General features: G+C 67.0%; 18 protein-coding genes. 10 read left to right on the top strand and 8 right to left on the bottom strand.

Features of this window, described 5'->3' with window-relative positions; all coding sequences use genetic code 11:
- Positions 1–53 precede the first annotated feature (53 nt).
- Positions 54–1,250, top strand: coding sequence for an amino acid aminotransferase (locus LPA45_RS05285; protein WP_317921980.1), 1,197 nt, complete (start codon positions 54–56; stop codon positions 1,248–1,250).
- Positions 1,251–1,567: 317 nt separating this feature from the next.
- Positions 1,568–2,824, top strand: coding sequence for a polyhydroxyalkanoate depolymerase (locus tag LPA45_RS05280; protein ID WP_317921978.1), 1,257 nt, complete (start codon positions 1,568–1,570; stop codon positions 2,822–2,824).
- 68 nt (positions 2,825–2,892) lie between these two features.
- Here the strand turns inward: LPA45_RS05280 and LPA45_RS05275 are convergent, their stop codons facing one another.
- Positions 2,893–3,525 carry a TetR family transcriptional regulator gene (locus tag LPA45_RS05275; protein WP_116317866.1) on the bottom strand — a complete coding sequence of 211 codons (633 nt, stop codon included), beginning with the start codon at positions 3,523–3,525 and terminating at the stop codon, positions 2,893–2,895.
- 331 nt (positions 3,526–3,856) lie between these two features.
- Between LPA45_RS05275 and rsxB the strand changes: the two genes are divergently transcribed.
- Positions 3,857–4,666: an electron transport complex subunit RsxB gene (rsxB, locus tag LPA45_RS05270; RefSeq protein ID WP_317921977.1), complete on the top strand. Its 810-nt coding sequence runs from the start codon at positions 3,857–3,859 to the stop codon at positions 4,664–4,666.
- Positions 4,663–5,307 carry an endonuclease III gene (gene nth / locus LPA45_RS05265; protein ID WP_116317609.1) on the top strand — a complete coding sequence of 215 codons (645 nt, stop codon included), beginning with the start codon at positions 4,663–4,665 and terminating at the stop codon, positions 5,305–5,307. The genes rsxB and nth overlap by 4 nt, the downstream gene beginning before the upstream one ends.
- A 16-nt stretch (positions 5,308–5,323) precedes the next feature.
- Here nth and LPA45_RS05260 read toward each other — a convergent pair whose 3' ends face one another.
- Positions 5,324–5,950 (bottom strand): TetR/AcrR family transcriptional regulator, encoded by a 627-nt coding sequence (locus LPA45_RS05260; RefSeq protein ID WP_317921976.1) that lies wholly within the window; start codon positions 5,948–5,950, stop codon positions 5,324–5,326.
- A gap of 87 nt (positions 5,951–6,037) precedes the next feature.
- Here LPA45_RS05260 and LPA45_RS05255 point away from each other — a divergent pair, with 87 nt between their 5' ends.
- Genes LPA45_RS05255 through LPA45_RS05245 form a run of 3 tightly spaced genes read left to right on the top strand, consistent with a single transcriptional unit; the run spans position 6,038 to position 9,347 of the window.
- Complete coding sequence (locus LPA45_RS05255) at positions 6,038–7,603, top strand: NAD(P)/FAD-dependent oxidoreductase (protein ID WP_317921975.1); 1,566 nt, start codon at positions 6,038–6,040, stop codon at positions 7,601–7,603.
- Positions 7,600–8,580, top strand: a complete 981-nt coding sequence (locus tag LPA45_RS05250; RefSeq protein ID WP_317921974.1) for an alpha/beta fold hydrolase — start codon at positions 7,600–7,602, stop codon at positions 8,578–8,580. Before LPA45_RS05255 ends, LPA45_RS05250 begins: the two co-directional genes overlap by 4 nt.
- Positions 8,581–8,597: 17 nt before the next feature.
- On the top strand, positions 8,598–9,347 hold the full coding sequence (locus LPA45_RS05245) for a Coq4 family protein (protein ID WP_317921972.1): 750 nt from the start codon (positions 8,598–8,600) through the stop codon (positions 9,345–9,347).
- A gap of 76 nt (positions 9,348–9,423) precedes the next feature.
- On the opposite strand, the gene LPA45_RS05240 is transcribed toward LPA45_RS05245, so the two are convergent.
- Together LPA45_RS05240 and LPA45_RS05235 are read right to left on the bottom strand one after the other, a co-directional pair.
- On the bottom strand, positions 9,424–10,011 hold the full coding sequence (locus tag LPA45_RS05240; protein WP_116317604.1) for a malonic semialdehyde reductase: 588 nt from the start codon (positions 10,009–10,011) through the stop codon (positions 9,424–9,426).
- An 87-nt stretch (positions 10,012–10,098) separates the two neighbouring features.
- On the bottom strand, positions 10,099–11,040 hold the full coding sequence (locus LPA45_RS05235) for a DMT family transporter (protein ID WP_367394973.1): 942 nt from the start codon (positions 11,038–11,040) through the stop codon (positions 10,099–10,101).
- A gap of 91 nt (positions 11,041–11,131) precedes the next feature.
- Here LPA45_RS05235 and LPA45_RS05230 point away from each other — a divergent pair, with 91 nt between their 5' ends.
- Entirely contained in the window at positions 11,132–11,563 is a 432-nt protein-coding gene (locus LPA45_RS05230; protein WP_367394972.1) for a DUF1841 family protein, read from the top strand.
- A 128-nt stretch (positions 11,564–11,691) separates the two neighbouring features.
- Positions 11,692–13,002 (top strand): phospholipase A, encoded by a 1,311-nt coding sequence (locus tag LPA45_RS05225; protein WP_367394971.1) that lies wholly within the window; start codon positions 11,692–11,694, stop codon positions 13,000–13,002.
- A 39-nt stretch (positions 13,003–13,041) separates the two neighbouring features.
- On the opposite strand, the gene LPA45_RS05220 is transcribed toward LPA45_RS05225, so the two are convergent.
- Positions 13,042–13,479 (bottom strand): thioredoxin family protein, encoded by a 438-nt coding sequence (locus LPA45_RS05220; protein WP_367394970.1) that lies wholly within the window; start codon positions 13,477–13,479, stop codon positions 13,042–13,044.
- Positions 13,480–13,579: 100 nt separating this feature from the next.
- The gene (gene grpE / locus LPA45_RS05215; RefSeq protein ID WP_116317600.1) at positions 13,580–14,134 is read right to left on the bottom strand and encodes a nucleotide exchange factor GrpE; all 555 of its coding nucleotides are present in this window, start codon (positions 14,132–14,134) and stop codon (positions 13,580–13,582) included.
- Between the two features lie 275 nt (positions 14,135–14,409).
- Between grpE and LPA45_RS05210 the strand changes: the two genes are divergently transcribed.
- Positions 14,410–14,583, top strand: a complete 174-nt coding sequence (locus LPA45_RS05210; RefSeq protein WP_199414505.1) for a hypothetical protein — start codon at positions 14,410–14,412, stop codon at positions 14,581–14,583.
- A 93-nt stretch (positions 14,584–14,676) separates the two neighbouring features.
- Here LPA45_RS05210 and LPA45_RS05205 read toward each other — a convergent pair whose 3' ends face one another.
- Together LPA45_RS05205 and hemH are read right to left on the bottom strand one after the other, a co-directional pair.
- Complete coding sequence (locus tag LPA45_RS05205) at positions 14,677–15,072, bottom strand: RNA-binding S4 domain-containing protein (protein WP_116317599.1); 396 nt, start codon at positions 15,070–15,072, stop codon at positions 14,677–14,679.
- Complete coding sequence (gene hemH / locus LPA45_RS05200) at positions 15,069–16,184, bottom strand: ferrochelatase (RefSeq protein ID WP_116317598.1); 1,116 nt, start codon at positions 16,182–16,184, stop codon at positions 15,069–15,071. Before hemH ends, LPA45_RS05205 begins: the two co-directional genes overlap by 4 nt.
- Between the last annotated feature and the right edge of the window lie 28 nt (positions 16,185–16,212).

The raw sequence follows: 16,212 nt of genomic DNA, 5'->3' as shown, positions 1-16,212 counted from the left end.
CGGAGCATTCTACGCCTTCCCGTTTTCTTTCATTGCCGACCACGAGATTCCAAATGAGTTTGTTTTCTGCCGTCGAGATGGCCCCGCGCGACCCGATCCTGGGCCTCAACGAAGCCTTCAATGCCGACACCCGCGCCACCAAGGTCAACCTGGGCGTTGGCGTGTACTTCACCGACGAAGGGAAAATCCCGCTGCTGCGCGCCGTCCAGGAGGCAGAAAAGGCCCGTCTGACCACCGCCACCCCGCGTGGCTACCTGCCGATCGAAGGCATCGCCGCCTATGACCAGGCCGTGCAGACGCTGCTGTTCGGCAAGGAATCGCCGCTGATCACCGAAGGCCGCGTTGTGACGGCCCAGGCACTGGGCGGCACCGGCGCGCTGAAGATCGGCGCCGACTTCCTCAAGCGCCTGTACCCGGAGGCCAAGGTCGCCATCAGCGACCCGAGCTGGGAAAACCACCGCGCCCTGTTCGAGGCCGCCGGCTTCCCGGTGGTCAACTACGCCTATTACGATGCCGCCAGCCACGGCCTGAACTTCGCCGGCATGGTGGAATCGCTGAAGTCGTACCCGGCCAACACCATCGTCGTGCTGCATGCCTGCTGCCATAACCCGACCGGCGTGGACCTGTCGGCCGAGCAGTGGCAGCAAGTGGTGGGACTGATCAAGGAACGCAACCTGATCCCGTTCCTGGACATGGCCTACCAGGGCTTCGCCGACGGCATCGACGCCGACGGTGCCGCCGTGCGCCTGTTCGCCGACTCCGGCCTGCCCTTCTTCGTGTCGAGCTCGTTCTCCAAGAGCTTCTCGCTGTACGGCGAGCGCGTGGGCGCGCTGTCGATCGTCACCACCGGCAAGGAAGAAGCCCAGCGCGTGATGTCGCAGGTCAAGCGCGTGATCCGCACCAACTATTCCAACCCGCCGACGCACGGCGGCACCGTGGTCGCCACCGTGCTGAACAGCCCGGAACTGCGTGCCATGTGGGAAGAAGAGCTGGCCGAGATGCGCGACCGCATCAAGCTGATGCGCCATGCGCTGGTGGACAAGCTGGCCGCCAAGGGCGTGCCGGGCGACTTCTCCTTCGTCAAGGCCCAGCGCGGCATGTTCTCGTACTCGGGCCTGACCTCGGCCCAGGTGGACCGCCTGCGCAATGAGCACGGCATCTACGCCGTCGGCACCGGCCGCATCTGCGTGGCGGCGCTGAACAGCCGCAATATCGACGCGGTGGTCGATGCGATCGCAGCAGTGATGTAACGTTGCAGGCGTTGCTGCACGGCAACGGGCGGCAACACATGGCAACTGGCGTCAACGTCACAAAGCGTCACAAAAAAAGCGGCCCCGGCCGCTTTTTGCATTTGTTTTCAGTTTTGTAGGACGTGTCATCCAAAAATCAGGCCAATGCCTTATTGTGTTCCGCGCATAGGGATGTACCTTAAGGTATATGCTGCAAAGCAAGATCGTTAGCACGGTCGTTCGAGAACGGGCATAATCCGCGACGCGATCCTAGGTGTATTGTCAGTACATTAGTACTTGGTGGTACGTGACCAAAAGTAAGACCAGGCAGAAACGGCATGCTCTACCAATTGCACGAGTTCCAGCGCTCGATCCTGCACCCGCTCACCGCGTGGGCCCAGGCGACCGCCAAGACTTTCACCAATCCACTCAGCCCGATGTCTCTGGTGCCAGGCGCCCCTCGCCTGGCCGCGGGCTACGAGCTGCTGTACCGGCTCGGCAAGGAATACGAAAAACCCGCGTTCGACATCAGGTCGGTGCGCTCCAACGGGCGCGACATCCCCATCGTCGAGCAGTCCGTGCTGGAAAAGCCGTTCTGCAAGCTGCTGCGCTTCAAGCGCTATGCCGACGATCCGGAAACCATCAAGCTGCTGAAGGACGAGCCGGTGGTGCTGGTGTGTGCGCCGCTGTCGGGCCACCATGCCACGCTGCTGCGCGACACCGTGCGCACGCTGCTGCAGGACCACAAGGTCTACGTGACCGACTGGATCGACGCGCGCATGGTGCCGATTGAAGACGGCGCCTTCCACCTTTCGGACTACATCTACTACATCCAGGAGTTCATCCGCCATATCGGCGCCGAGAACCTGCATGTGGTTTCGGTGTGCCAGCCGACCGTGCCGGTGCTGGCCGCGATCTCGCTGCTGGCTTCCGCCGGCGAGACCACGCCACGCACCATGACCATGATGGGCGGCCCGATCGATGCCCGCAAGAGCCCGACCGCCGTCAACTCGCTGGCCACGAACAAGTCGTTCGAGTGGTTCGAGAACAACGTGATCTACACCGTGCCGGCCAACTACGCCGGCCATGGGCGCCGCGTGTACCCGGGCTTCCTGCAGCATGCCGGCTTCGTGGCGATGAACCCGGACCGGCACCTGTCCTCGCACTATGACTATTACCTGAGCCTGGTCGAGGGCGACGCCGACGACGCCGAGGCGCATGTGCGCTTCTACGACGAATACAACGCGGTGCTGGACATGGCCGCCGAGTATTACCTCGACACCATCCGCGAAGTGTTCCAGGAATTCCGCCTGGCCAACGGCACGTGGTCCATCGATGGCAAGCCGGTGCGCCCGCAGGATATCAAGGCCACCGCGCTGATGACGGTAGAGGGCGAACTGGACGATATCTCTGGCGCGGGCCAGACCGCCGCCGCGCACGACCTGTGCAGCGGCATCCCGAAAAACCGCAAGCAGCACATCACCGCGCCGCGTTGCGGCCACTACGGGATTTTCTCGGGCCGCCGCTGGCGCGAGGACATCTATCCGGACCTGCGCGATTTCATCCGCAAGTACCACCAGCCCGTGGCGAAGTAACGCTGCCGCAGACAAGACAACGCCCGCAATCGCGGGCGTTTCTTCTTATGCGCGCTCTCGGGACAGCCTCAGCGCTTCAGGTAGCAGAGCAGCATCTCGGTATGCAGCTCGGCAAAGCGCTCGTGCTCGTGCTGCGACGCCACGTCGCGCCCGGTCACGGCACTGATGGTGTAGCGGTTGGACAGCACGTAGTAGCCCAGCGCCGAGATCGTCAGGTAGAACTGCGGCACGTCGATGTGGTCGCGGAACACGCCCTGCTGCTGGCCGCGGTGGATCACGTCGGCCAGCACGTCCACGACCGGGTTGATCAGCTGCTGCAGTTGCGCCGATTTCTTCAGGTGGCGGGCTTCGTGCAGGTTCTCGCTGTTGATCAGGCGGATGAACTCGGGGTGCTCGTAGTACCAGTCCCAGACAAAACGGGCCAGCGCGCGCACGCCGGCGATCGGGTCTTCGTCGACCAGGTGTAGCTTCTCTTCGGCGGCGCGGAATTCGGCGTACTGTTTTTCCAGCACCGCCAGGAACAGCCCTTCCTTGCTGCCGTAGTAGTAATACAGCATGCGCTCGTTGGTTTCCGCGCGCCGGGCAATCTGGTCGACGCGGGCGCCGGCCAGACCACCCTTGGCGAATTCCTCGGTGGCCGCGGCGAGGATGCGTCGGCGCGTCCCTTCGGGGTCGCGTTTGGTCTTGGTCTCTGTTGACATGGATGGCAGGTCGATCGTTGCGCGGATTATGGCACACGCCGGAATGCGGCAGTCCGGCTGCGCGACGCGCATCATCGCCGTTTCTGTCCATCGGCGAAATCGGGGATAATCCTTGCGGCGCGAGGGCTCGAAGAAGCCCGACCGGGCCGATGAGGCCCGCCGGCGACGGTTTCGCCGGACCATTGTGCGCCGACGCTTGCGCGCCGGGTGTCTGCCGGGCCGCAGTTATGTCGGCAACAACGCACAGCGCCATATGCGCCCATCGCGCCCATAAATGTCCAGTCTTGTCCCGTCCAGATCCGGTTTGTCTCCTGATTTCCAGCCCGTCGTCGTGAATCCCGCCGTCAAGACCCTTGCCGATCGCATCGAGGCCCTGCTGCCCCAGACCCAGTGCACCAAATGCGGATTCAACGGCTGCCGCCCCTATGCCGAGGCCATGGCCGCCGGCGAAGCGGCCTGCAACCGCTGCCCGCCGGGTGGCGCGGATGGGATACGCCGGCTGGCCGGGTTGCTCGGCGTCGAACCCATGCCGCTCGATCCCGAACGCGGCACCGAGCAACCGCGCGCGGTCGCGCTGATCGACGAGAGCCTGTGCATCGGATGCACCCTTTGCATCCAGGCATGCCCGGTTGACGCCATTGCCGGCGCCGCCAAGCAGATGCATACGGTGATTCCCGAGCTGTGCACCGGCTGCGACCTGTGCGTGGCGCCCTGCCCCGTCGACTGCATCGCCATGATCCCGGTCACCGGCGAGCGCACTGGCTGGGACGCGTGGTCACAGGACCAGGCCGACGCGGCCCACGCGCGCTACCTGGAGCGCCAGGCCCGGCTGGTGCGCGAGCGCGAGGAAAACGACGCGCGCCTGGCCGCCAAGGCCGCGGCCAAGCTGGCCGCGGTTCAGGCCGAAGCGCCGCAAGACGACACCGAGCGCGCCGCGCAGGAACGCAAGCGCGCCATCATCCAGGCTGCGATCGAGCGCGCCCGCCAGAAGCAGCAGGCCGCGCAGCCGCGCAATACGGAGAATGTGTCGCCTGCGGTGCAGGCCCAGATCGATGCCGCCGAAGCGCGCCGTGCGCGCGCCGGCCTGACGGGGCCGGCTGCCGGCCCGGACGCCAAACCCGACCCAGAACCACAGCAATGAACGCCGCCAAGTGCCGTGCCATTTTCGAGACGCTGCGCGAAGTCAACCCGGCCCCGACCACTGAACTGGAATACAGCTCGCCGTTCGAGCTGCTGATTGCCGTGCTGCTGTCGGCGCAGGCCACCGACGTCGGCGTCAACAAGGCCACGCGCCGGCTGTTCCCGATCGCGCACACGCCCCAGCAGATGCTCGACCTCGGCGAGGCCGGGCTGAGCGAATACATCAAGACCATCGGCCTGTACAAGACCAAGGCGAAGCATGTCATCGAGACCTGCCGCATCCTGGTCGAGCGGCACGGCGGCAAGGTGCCGCCCGACCGCGAAGCGCTGGAAGCGCTGCCGGGCGTGGGCCGCAAGACCGCCAACGTGGTCCTCAACACGGCCTTCGGCGAGCCCACCATCGCGGTGGATACGCATATCTTCCGGGTCTCGAACCGCACCGGGCTGGCGCCCGGCAAGAACGTGCAGGTGGTCGAGCAGAAGCTGCTCAAGTGCGTGCCGCATGAATTCCTGCACGATGCGCACCACTGGCTGATCCTGCACGGCCGGTACGTGTGCAAGGCGCGCAAGCCGGAATGCTGGCACTGCGTGATCGAGCCGCTATGCGAGTTCCGGGAAAAGACCGAAGCGCCGCAACTGTAAGCGCCGCCGGCCGGCTTCAGTCCGGCTCGCGCGCCAGCACCATGGCCAGTTGCAGCGCCGTACGTGCCACCACCTCAACGTCGGGCGTATAGCCCTGTCCGATCCAGCGCAGCGCGACGTGGATCACTCCGCCCGCCACGCCCGCGGTCAGCAAGGGATCGAGCCGCCGGCCCGGCGGCAGCAGCGCTTGCGCCAGCAGGCCGCCAAATTCGCTCAGAGAATCCGCCAGCGCGCCGTCGACCAGCTTGCTGACGCCGCGGATCTCTACCAAAAACACGCGCGCCGAACGCGGTTCGCACTGCAGCGCCCCGAAATAGGCGCGCAGCATCGCCAGCGCCCGGTTGGGGCCGCCGCCGGCTGCGGCCTCCCCGGCGCGGGCCAGTGTCTGCAGCAAGCGGTGGGTGACAGCCTGGAACGACGCCAGCAGCAGCGCCTCGCTGTTGGCGAATGACTCGTAGAAATAGCGCTCGGTCAGGCCGGCGGCCTCGCACACGGCCTTGACCGTGGCGTTCTGGTAGCCACGTTCGCCATAGACCTGCACCGCCGCGGCAATCAGCTGGCCCCGGCGCTGCGCGCGCCGTTCTTCGGCTTCGGCGCCGCGATAGCGGCGTGCAGGGACGAGCTCGGTGGTCATGCGTGCCATTATGACATTCCCTATTGTCAGATGCCTTGTCATATCGCTTCTGACAACCTATGTTGTCAGAAGCTCCATTCGCCCCGGATGCCTGACATGACCGCCGCCCGTCCCGATGATGCCGTCCTGGATGTCCTGATCGTAGGCGCCGGCCTGTCCGGCATCGGCGCCGCGCGCCACCTGCAGATGCGCTGCCCCGGCAAGCGCTATGCCATCCTGGAGGCACGGGACGCCATCGGCGGCACCTGGGACCTGTTCCGCTACCCCGGTATCCGCTCCGACTCGGACATGTACACGCTGGGCTACCGCTTCAAGCCCTGGCGTGGCGCCAAGGCCATCGCCGACGGGCCGTCGATCCGCGCCTATATCCGCGAGACCGCCGCGGAAGCCGGCATCACGCCGCATATCCGCTTCGGCCACAAGGTCGTCAGCGCCGCATGGGACAGCGCGGCGGCCTGCTGGACGGTCGAGGCCGAGCGCACGGCGGATCACACCCGTGTGCAACTGCGCGCCCGTTTGCTCTATGTCTGCGCCGGCTATTACAGCTATGCCGAAGGCCACCGTCCGGCTTTTGCCGGCGAGGATCGCTTCCGCGGGCGCATCGTGCATCCGCAGTTCTGGGACGAATCGCTCGACTACGGCGGCAAGCGCGTGGTGGTGATCGGCAGCGGCGCCACCGCGGTCACGCTGGTGCCGGAGATGGCAAAGCGCGCGGCGCACGTGACCATGCTGCAACGCTCGCCCACCTACATCGTGACGCGCCCCGCCGAGGACGCGATCGCCCACAAGCTGCGCCGGCTGCTGCCCGAGCGGCTGGCCTACGGCGCCACGCGCTGGAAGAACGTGCTGCTCGGCATGCTGTTCTTCCAGCTGGCGCGGCGGCGGCCGGAGCGCACCAGGGCAAAGCTGATCGGCATGGCGGCGGCGCAGCTGGCACCGGACTTCGACGTCGCTACCCATTTCACACCCCGCTACAACCCGTGGGACCAGCGCCTGTGCCTGGTGCCCGATGGCGACCTGTTCGGCGCGATCCGCAATGGGCTCGCCACGGTGGAGACCGGCACCATCGAACGATTCACCGAAGACGGGGTCGTGCTGGCCGGCGGCAAGACGCTCCCCACGGATATCGTGGTCGTGGCGACCGGGTTGAAGCTGAACATGCTGGGCGATATCGCGGTCAGCGTCGACGGTGAGCCGCGCCGCCCCGCCGAGTCCTTCGCGTACAAGGGAATGATGCTGAGCGACGTACCCAACCTCGTGCTCGCCTTCGGCTACACCAACGCCTCGTGGACGCTCAAGGCAGACCTCACCGCCGAATACGTCTGCCGCCTGCTGCGCCATATGGACCGCCATGGCCGCCGCATGGCGATGCCGAGCGCGCACGCCGGCATGCAGCCCACGCCGTTCCTGGACTTCACCTCGGGCTATGTGCAACGCGCCGCCACCGTGCTGCCACGGCAGGGGGACCGCAAGCCATGGCGCGTCTACCAGAACTACCTGAAAGACATGCTGACGATCCGGCACGGGCGCATCGCCGACGGCGTGCTGCAGTTCGATGTCCCGCCTCGCTTGACCCAGGCTAGCCGGCCCCACCGGGACAGCCAGGGCGCCACAGAAACCAATGCCGTGCCGGCCGTCGCCGCCAGCGAGGTGCAATCGTGACCATCGCGCTGACCGTCGCTGGCGTGCTGATCGCGCTGCTCGTGCTGCCGGGTGCGGCGCTTTGGCTGTACACGTTGCGCACCGTCCGGCGCATCGAGGCCGCGATGCCGCCACGCGGCCGCTTTGTCGACGTGCCCGGCGCACGGCTGCATGTGGTCGAGCGCGGCCAGGGTCCCGCCGTGCTGCTGGTGCATGGACTCTCGGGCCAGCTGGAGAATTTCGGCTACGGCATGATCGATCCGCTCGCCCGGCATTTCCGCGTGATCGCCGTCGACCGCCCCGGCGCGGGCCACTCGACGCGCGTGGCGGGCACCGCGGCGGATTTGCCGGCACAGGCCGCCGCCCTCGCCGCGCTGTGCGGCCAGCTGGGCCTGGAAAAGCCGCTGGTGGTCGGGCACTCGCTGGGTGGCGCGATCGCGCTCGCGCTGGCCGCCTACCACCCCGAGCGCATCGGCGGGCTGGCACTGATCGCGCCGCTGACGCACCCGCCCAAGGCGATCTCGCCGGTATTCCAGGCGATGACCGTGCCGCGCGCATTGCGCCGGCTGCTGGCGTGGACGCTGGTGGTGCCGATGTCGGTTCGGCGGCGCGAGGCAGTCATGGATATCGTGTTCGGTCCCGACCCGTTCCCGCTCGACTTCCCGATCCGGGGTGGCGGCCTGCTGGCGCTACGGCCAGACCACTTCCTGGCCGCGTCGGAAGACCTGATCGGTGCCGCGCAAAGCCTGCCGGCGCTGCTGCAGCACTATGGCTCGCTGCGTGTGCCGGTGAGCGTGCTGTACGGCAGCGATGACCGCATCCTCGACTATGCCGAGCATGGCGAAGCGCTGGTGGCCAGGGTGCCGGGCGCGACACTGACGCTGGTCAGTGGCGGCCATATGCTGCCGGTGACCGCCATCGACACCTGTGTCGACTTTGTCCGCGACGCCGCCGCGCCACTGCATGCGCCGGCCCCCGGCCCGGCCCAGTTCGCCTGATTCACGGAGTCACTGCCATGACTACCCCAGCCGCTTCCAATCCCGCTTCCAATCCCTCTTCCAATCCCTACAAGCAGGACGTCTTCGCCGCGTTCCGGGCCGTGCGCAAGCTGCTGGCGAACGGCAACGACACCGAGCAGGTATTCCGCATCATGCGCGCGCTGAACGGCCCGTCGATGCCGCGCAACTTCAGCCGCCTGCTGGGCACGCACGATGGCCGGCGCATGGTCTACCAGCGCATCGAACTGGCCGAGCGCCTGTCCGATCCCGCCTATGTCGCCAGCTTCGCCCCGGGCACGGTCGGCGCGGCCTATCGCACGTTCCTGGAAAAGACCGGCTACAGCGCGGACGGCCTGGCCAAGGTGTCGAACCTCGACCAGGAGCCGGTGATTGAGGACGCCTACCTGTGGTTCGGCCGGCGTACCCGCGACATCCATGACATCTGGCATGTGCTCACCGGCTACCGTGCCGACGAAAGCCTGGGCGAAGCCGCGCTGGTGGCGTTCAGCTACGCGCAGACCGGCGGCAAGGGATGGGCATTCATCGCCATCGCGGCATCGCTGAAGAGCCTGCGCGTGACCGGCAGCCGGGCCTTTGCACGCGCGGTGCTGGAAGGCTACCGGCTGGGCCACCGCGCCGGGTGGCTGCTGGGCGAGGACTACGAAAAGCTGTTGCACGAACCGCTCGACGCGGCGCGCGCCCGGCTCGGCATTGCCGAACCCGGCCGTTACCTCGCCTGCCGCCCCGCGCAGGAATGGACTGCCTGACGTTGCCGCGCGCCATGAAAAAAGCGACCCCAGGAGTCGCTTTTTTAATTCGCGGCGCCACCCGCGCGGGGCGTCTTCAGACGATGCGGCAGGCTTCGTCGAACGACAGGCGCGGCAGGCGCGGATGCAGCTTCTCGGCAACGCCGTAGCCCAGGTTGACCAGGAAGTTGACCGACCATTTGCCATCGGGGAAGAAGGCCGCGTTGACCTTGTCGGCGTCGAAACCGGCCATCGGGCCGCAATCCAGGCCCAGCGCACGTGCGGCCAGGATGAAGTAGCCGCCTTGCAGCGAGCTGTTCATCAGGGCGTCGCGGGCGATTTTCTGCTCGTTGCCGGCATACCAGGCACGCGCGTCGGCGTGCGGGAACAGGCGCGGCAACTGGTCGTGGAAGGCCTTGTCGAAGGCGATGATCGCGGTGACCGGCGCGGAGCGGGTCTTCTCGACGTTGCCGGCCGACACGCACTCCACCAGACGCGCCTTCTCGGCGGCGCTCTTGACGAAGACGATGCGGGCCGGGCCGCTGTTGGCGGCGGTCGGGCCAAACTTCATCGCGTCATAGATCTGGTGCAGGACGGCGTCGTCCACATGGCGGTCCTGCCACACGTTGTGGGTGCGGGCCTCGGTGAACAGTTGCGCCAGCGCGGCTTGGTCGATCTGGGACATGCGGCTCTTCCTATCCGTGATGTGTAAGAAGCGGCGATTTTACCCAAGCCCCGGGATGTGCCGCGCCAGTGACTTTGACCAACCCGTTCAATTCTCTTGCATATCCCCGCGGGCCGGCGCCGGCGCGCTGCTGCGCCGCGTCAGCCACAGCACGCCTGCCAGGATCAGCCCGCCGCCCACCGCCTGCGTGCCGCCGATATGCTCGCCCAGCAACAACGCCGCCAGCAGCACCGTGACCACCGGTTCGAGCGTCGACAACATCGAAGCCTGCGCCGCGCCGAGCCGTTGCAGCCCGGCGAAGAAGGTCAGGATCGCCAGCACCGTCGACAGCAGCGCGATCGCCGCCAGTGCCAGCCAGCCGCCGGCGCTGGCCGGGAACTGCGGCGGCACGCCCGCGCCGAGGCGCAACAACCCGACCACGCCGTAGACCAGCGCGGCCGCGGTGCAGATCACCGTGGTCGTGGCGATCGGGTTGACGCCGGCCGTCACGCGCGCGCCGACGATGATGTAGACCGAATAGATCACCGCCGCCGCCAGCCCCAACGCGATGCCCAGCGGCGAACCCTCGCCCCCGCCGACGGTCAGGCCAGCTCCCACCGAGCACAGCACCAGCGCGATCACGGCCGCCGTGGTCAGCCTCTCCTTCAGGAACACCGCGGCCAGGATCGTCACGAACAACGGATACAGGTACAGCAGCAGCGCCACCAGGCTGGCTTGCGCGTGGTTCAGCGCGCTGAAAAAGCAGAACGACTGGCCCACGTAGCCGATGCCGCCCATCGCCGCCAGCGCCAGCACGCGCCGCCACGGCGGCAGGCCGATGCCGCGCGTGCGCATCACCCAGGCCAGTGCCACGGCCGCCAGCACGAAGCGCACCAACAGCAGGCCGTAGACGTCGGCACCGGCGGCGTAGGCAAAACGCGCAAAGATCGCCATCGCGCCGAAGGCGCTGGCCGACACCGCGATCAGCAGCACCCCGACAAGCTTGGCGCGGGCCTGTTCCTGGGCGGTCGTGGAGGCGGAGGCGGTCATGAAGATGGCGGGAAGTCGGCGATCCCGCATTCTACTTGGCGCCGCCGGGCCGCCAGCGCTCGCCGCGGCCCTCGCTTACAATGGCGCCACCATGTTTAATCCCTCACGAGAAGAAGTCCGCCGTTTCTTCTGCGAAGCCTGGCAGAAGCAGATTGCGGGCAGCGTGCTGACGCCGCTTGAAGTCATTGCCGTCGACTGGATCGGCGAGCATCCCGAGTACCACGAACTGCTGCGCGACACCGAAGGCGCGCTGACGCAGGACTACACCCCGGAGCAAGGCCAGACCAACCCGTTCCTGCACCTGGCGATGCACCTGTCGATTTCGGAACAGGTTTCGGTCGACCAGCCGCGCGGAATCCGGGAGGCCTATGAGGCGCTCGCGCGCCGGCTCGATTCGCCGCACGAGGCCCAGCACCAGGTGATGGAATGCCTGGGCGAGATGCTGTGGCAGGCACAGCGCAGCGGCCTGCCGCCAAATGGCGACCAATACGTCGACAGCGTGCGCCGGCGTGCAATGCGCTGAGCCCGCCACGCAAATCCCGCTGCGTACATTTCGTCACAACCCGCTTTCTACCGCGTGGTAGGCTCTGCGGGTTCCGAAATTTCCTAGACCGCGCGCGCCGCACATCGGCGCCCCGCGGTATCAGATTTATGTCCCGAGTGACCCTGCCCCGCCGGCGCGGCCTGGCGTCCGCCAGCCGCGTCGTCGCCCCTCTGTGCCTATCCCTGTCCGTCTCCCTGGCGCTGGCCTGGCCTCTGGCCGCCCACGCCGGCGTAGCGCTGCTGCAACCGCCGCGCGTCATCGATGGCAACCAGCCGCTGGTGCTGACGCTGGTGGTGAGCGCCGACGGCGCGACGCGGCGCTACCGGATCCCCGACACCCTGGAAGTGACGGCCTCAAGCGAAATGCAGGCGCCGGTGCGGCTGGTGCTCTGGCGCGAGGTATCCGGGCCGGCCATGGTCAGCCTGCGCCGCGGCGAGCACCGTGCCATCCGCTACACCGCGACGCTGCCGCCCCAGTTGCGCGGCCAGGTGCGGCTGGATGCAACCGGCATCGATGCCGCACCGGTGCTGGTCACACTGAACCGGCTGCCCCAGCCGGGCGAAGCCGCCACCGCGGCCACTGCCTCCCCGCCTGCGGTGGCCGCGACGCCGGCGCCTGCCGGCGAAGGCGCGGAGGCGGCGCCGGTTCCCGTCACGCCGGTGACCAGCGCCAGCGCCATCGCCCCGGCACCGGCAGACCTGCGCGACAGCGCGCGCCTGTCGTTCTACGATCCGATGTTCTTCACCGTCGGCGCCCACGACGGCGCCAACGCAAAGTTCCAGTTCAGCTTCAAGTACCGGATCTTCGAGGGCGAGGATCCGGCATCGAAGAGCCTGTTCGACAACCTCTACCTCGGCTATACCCAGTTTTCGCTGTGGGATCTGTCAGAGCAGTCCAAGCCGTTTCGCGACACCAATTACCGTCCGAGCCTGTTCTACTACCTGTCGGATACCGGCGTGCGCAACCGCGCCGTCAGCCGGCTGTCGCTGGCGGCCGGCGTGGAGCACGAGTCCAACGGCCGCAGCGGCGGCGAGTCGCGCAGCATCAACACCGTGTTCGTCAAGCCGACGTTCTACTTCGGCGACCAGAACGACTGGCACTGGCGCGTCGCGCCCAAGCTCTATGCCTACGTGGAAAAGGGCGATAACCCTGACATCGCCCACTATCGCGGGTATATGGACCTGGGCATTGCGTATGGGCGTCCGGATTCGTGGGAGTTTTCCGCCACGCTGCGCAAGGGCACGCGCAAGTGGTACGGCAGCGTCGATGCGCAGCTCACCTACCCGTTGGCGCGGCTGCTGCCGGGTACCGCGGGCTACCTGATGGCGGGTTATTTCGTCGGCTATGGCGAAAGCCTGCTCGACTACAACCACAAACTGCCCTGGCAGTTCCGCATCGGCTACGCGCTGTCGCGCTGAATCTCTGATGCTGCCTGCGGCCTGGCTTGGTCTGGCCACTCAGCCCGCCAGCGGCCTGCCGTCCGCCTTCAGCCGGGCATTGGCAACGGCGGCCGCGAACTGGCCGTGACCATGCCAGCCGGTGGCCCGGCCCAGCTTCTTGCCGTTCTGGAAGAACATGAAGACCGGGATGCCGTGCAGGCCGAAGCGTTTACCCAGCGCGGGATGTTCATAGACGTTGGCGTGCAGCCAGTGCAGGCCCAGCGCCCGGATCGGTTCGGGACTGGCGAGCATGGCCTTCTTGGCCATCTCGCAATTGAAGCAATCCACGCCCCAGAAGAACACGCACACCAGCGCATCGCCGGCTTGCGCAATCGCGGCGTCGATGCTGCCGTCATCGACCTGGCGCATGCCGAAGGCCTCGAAGGCGCGGTGGTCGAGATGGGGTGCCGCGGCTTCGTCCGCGGACGGCCCGCCGGCCGGCGATTCGCTTGACATGGTTGGCTCCCGCAAAGACAAAACAAGGCAAAACGCCCGGGCCTGAGAGGCACCGGGCGCATCGTCCACCGCCAGGCGGTCCTGGCTTTCCTGATCCCTCTTATTTCGGTGCCGCCACCGTCACCAGCGCCGGGCGCAGCACGCGGTCGGCAATGGTGTAGCCGCGCTGCAGCACGGTGACGACGGTGTTGGCTTCCTGCTCGGCCGGCACCATCGAAATGGCCTGGTGGCGGTGCGGGTCGAACTTCTCGCCGACCGGGTTCAGCTCGACGATCTTGCCGCGCTCGAACGCGGCGGCCAGCTGGCGCGCGGTCAGTTCGACGCCTTCGCGCAGCTTGGCGATGTCGCCCGAACCGTCCGCGAGCGCGGCCTGCAGGCTGTCCATCACCGGCAGCAGGTTATCGGCGAAGCTTTCGATGGCAAATTTGTGGGCCTTGGCCACATCGTCCTGCGCCCGGCGGCGGATGTTCTCGCCTTCGGCGACCGCACGCATGTACAGGTCATAGTGCTCACGCGCCTTGGCTTCCAAGGTGGCCAGCTGGGCCGCCACGTCCTCCACGGCGGCAGCCTCCGGCGCGGCGTTCTCCTGCGCGGCGGCAGCGCTGGCTTCGTCGTTGGGCGTCGGGTTGGATGGCGTCTGCTTCAGTTCTTCCATGTCGATCCGTATCAATGCATTGGCGCGGCCGTCCGTGGGCACGGCCGCGATGGGTCAATCGGCGTGTTTAGCGGGCAATTGGTGGCGATGCGCCGGATTTCAAGAGTGGCGCCGGCGAGACGCGGAAACAAGCGGTTACAAAGGCGTGAGTTATGCAATTGACGCCTTATTGCCTCGCTGCACTGCACTCACTAAGATTCTCATTAAGAAAAATGACAAAAATGCCGGGGGCCCTGGAGATGGTTCATTTTTGCACCGCTTCGGAAAGGTTGGCCATGCATAAGCTGCCAGTCGTGACACTCTGCCTCGTGGCCGCCTTGGCGGTCATGACCGCCTTTATCTGCCTGTCCGGCGCCTTCACGCCGCGCGATACCGAGTATGGCAGCGGCAAGGCGGTGTTCAAGCACTACATCGTTCCTATCGTCAGCCAGGAAGTCTCGCAGGAATAGGCATCCGCGCAACTTCCCGGCGCACGCACACCGCGGCGGCCCCGGCACCCTGCCGGCGCCGCCGCGTGTCTTTTTGTCAACTTGCTGGCGGCCTCAGTGCCGGAAATCATCGATGCGGCGGCGGTCGCGCTTGGTCGGCCGCCCCTGCAGCTGCGCGGCGGGTTCCGGCTGCAGGCGGCGGCGCTCGGCCTCGGCCTGCCGGCGCGCCTGGCTGTCCGCGCCTTCTTCATACAGCGTTTGCGCCACCGGTGCCGGCCCACGCGCCGGGGCAACGCCCTTCACCTGGAGCTCCCAGCGCTGCTGGTGTGCTTCAAGCACAACCTTGTCGCCGGGCCGCACTTCGCGCGAGTTCTTGACCAGCTGGCCGTTGACGGTCACCTTGCCGCGCTCCACCGCCTCTGCCGCGAGCGAACGCGTCTTGAAGAAGCGCGCGCACCACAGCCATTTGTCGATGCGCTGGCGCGCATCCGCCTCATAATCCACGTTCATGCTGCGGCTCCCCGGGTCTGTGCGCGCGAGCGGCGCGCTTCCAGTTCATGCGGGTGCGGCGTATTGAGCGGCCATCCCTGCAGGTGCTGCAGGGCAATCTCCGCCATCGCGGCCACCCACGGCGCCGAGTCGTTCATGCAAGGGATAAAGTGGAACTCCTTGCCCCCGGCCACCTTGAATGCGGTCTGCCCTTCCATTGCAATTTCCTCCAGCGTCTCGATGCAGTCTGCCGGGAAGCCCGGGCAGAACACGTCGACCCGCCCGGCGCCGACCTTGCCCAACTCAGCCAGCGTGGGCGCCGTGTAAGGCTGCAGCCACTCCGCCTTGCCGAAGCGAGACTGGAACGTCACCTGGTACTGCCCCGGCTGCAAGCCCAGCGCATCGCCGAGCAGCCGGCCGGTCTTCACGCACTCGCAGTGATACGGATCGCCCAGCTCGAGCGTGCGCCGCGGCACGCCGTGGAACGACAGGATCAACTTGTCGCCATGTGCAAAGTCGGGCATGCCGTGCCGTGACCAGTAGGCCCCAATCTGCTGGTGCAGCGCCGATATATACGCCGGGTGGTCATGGAAATGTTTGACCAGCCGCAGCTCGGGCTGGTTGCGCCATTGACCCAGCACGCGGAAGACCTCGTCGAACGCGGTGGCAGTAGTGGTGCCCGAATACTGCGGATACATCGGCAGCACCAGCACCTGCTCGCAGCCCTGGCGGCGTAGCGCCTCCATCACCGAGGCGATCGACGGGTTGCCGTAGCGCATGGCACACGCCACCGTGACTTCATGGCCGTTCTGGTTCAGCAGCCGCTGCAGCGCGTGCGCCTGGCGCTCGCTGTAGACCAGCAGCGGCGAGCCGGTCATATGCGCCTCGCGCAGCCAGATCGACTCGTACTTCAGCGCCGACGCGCGTGACCGCAACGGCAGGATCACGCCATGCAGCAGCGGCAGCCAGGCGGCGCGCGGGATCTCGACCACGCGCGGGTCGGACAGGAATTCCTTCAGGTAGCGCCCCACCGCCTTGGGCGTGGGTGCGTCGGGAGTGCCCAGGTTGACCAGCAGGATCGCCGTGCGCGGCGCCTGGCCGTGCTGGTAGACCGGTTCGGGTGAAAACGTCATGTCGCTTCCGGGTTGGCGCACGGCCGGG

Source organism: Cupriavidus sp. Agwp_2, assembly GCF_040784895.1.
GTDB lineage: Bacteria > Pseudomonadota > Gammaproteobacteria > Burkholderiales > Burkholderiaceae > Cupriavidus.
This window is presented reverse-complemented; position numbering and strand designations above follow the sequence as displayed.

What these genes read in the sequence shown, in the direction of transcription:
- LPA45_RS05285 (WP_317921980.1), top strand. Translation starts at nt 54, where the DNA reads ATGAGTTTGTTTTCTGCCGTCGAGATGGCCCCGCGCGACCCGATCCTG.
- LPA45_RS05280 (WP_317921978.1), top strand. Translation starts at nt 1,568, where the DNA reads ATGCTCTACCAATTGCACGAGTTCCAGCGCTCGATCCTGCACCCGCTC.
- LPA45_RS05275 (WP_116317866.1), bottom strand. Translation starts at nt 3,525, where the DNA reads ATGTCAACAGAGACCAAGACCAAACGCGACCCCGAAGGGACGCGCCGA.
- nth (WP_116317609.1), top strand. Translation starts at nt 4,663, where the DNA reads ATGAACGCCGCCAAGTGCCGTGCCATTTTCGAGACGCTGCGCGAAGTC.
- LPA45_RS05260 (WP_317921976.1), bottom strand. Translation starts at nt 5,950, where the DNA reads ATGGCACGCATGACCACCGAGCTCGTCCCTGCACGCCGCTATCGCGGC.
- LPA45_RS05255 (WP_317921975.1), top strand. Translation starts at nt 6,038, where the DNA reads ATGACCGCCGCCCGTCCCGATGATGCCGTCCTGGATGTCCTGATCGTA.
- LPA45_RS05245 (WP_317921972.1), top strand. Translation starts at nt 8,598, where the DNA reads ATGACTACCCCAGCCGCTTCCAATCCCGCTTCCAATCCCTCTTCCAAT.
- LPA45_RS05240 (WP_116317604.1), bottom strand. Translation starts at nt 10,011, where the DNA reads ATGTCCCAGATCGACCAAGCCGCGCTGGCGCAACTGTTCACCGAGGCC.
- LPA45_RS05235 (WP_367394973.1), bottom strand. Translation starts at nt 11,040, where the DNA reads ATGACCGCCTCCGCCTCCACGACCGCCCAGGAACAGGCCCGCGCCAAG.
- LPA45_RS05230 (WP_367394972.1), top strand. Translation starts at nt 11,132, where the DNA reads ATGTTTAATCCCTCACGAGAAGAAGTCCGCCGTTTCTTCTGCGAAGCC.
- LPA45_RS05225 (WP_367394971.1), top strand. Translation starts at nt 11,692, where the DNA reads ATGTCCCGAGTGACCCTGCCCCGCCGGCGCGGCCTGGCGTCCGCCAGC.
- LPA45_RS05220 (WP_367394970.1), bottom strand. Translation starts at nt 13,479, where the DNA reads ATGTCAAGCGAATCGCCGGCCGGCGGGCCGTCCGCGGACGAAGCCGCG.
- grpE (WP_116317600.1), bottom strand. Translation starts at nt 14,134, where the DNA reads ATGGAAGAACTGAAGCAGACGCCATCCAACCCGACGCCCAACGACGAA.
- LPA45_RS05210 (WP_199414505.1), top strand. Translation starts at nt 14,410, where the DNA reads ATGCATAAGCTGCCAGTCGTGACACTCTGCCTCGTGGCCGCCTTGGCG.
- LPA45_RS05205 (WP_116317599.1), bottom strand. Translation starts at nt 15,072, where the DNA reads ATGAACGTGGATTATGAGGCGGATGCGCGCCAGCGCATCGACAAATGG.
- hemH (WP_116317598.1), bottom strand. Translation starts at nt 16,184, where the DNA reads ATGACGTTTTCACCCGAACCGGTCTACCAGCACGGCCAGGCGCCGCGC.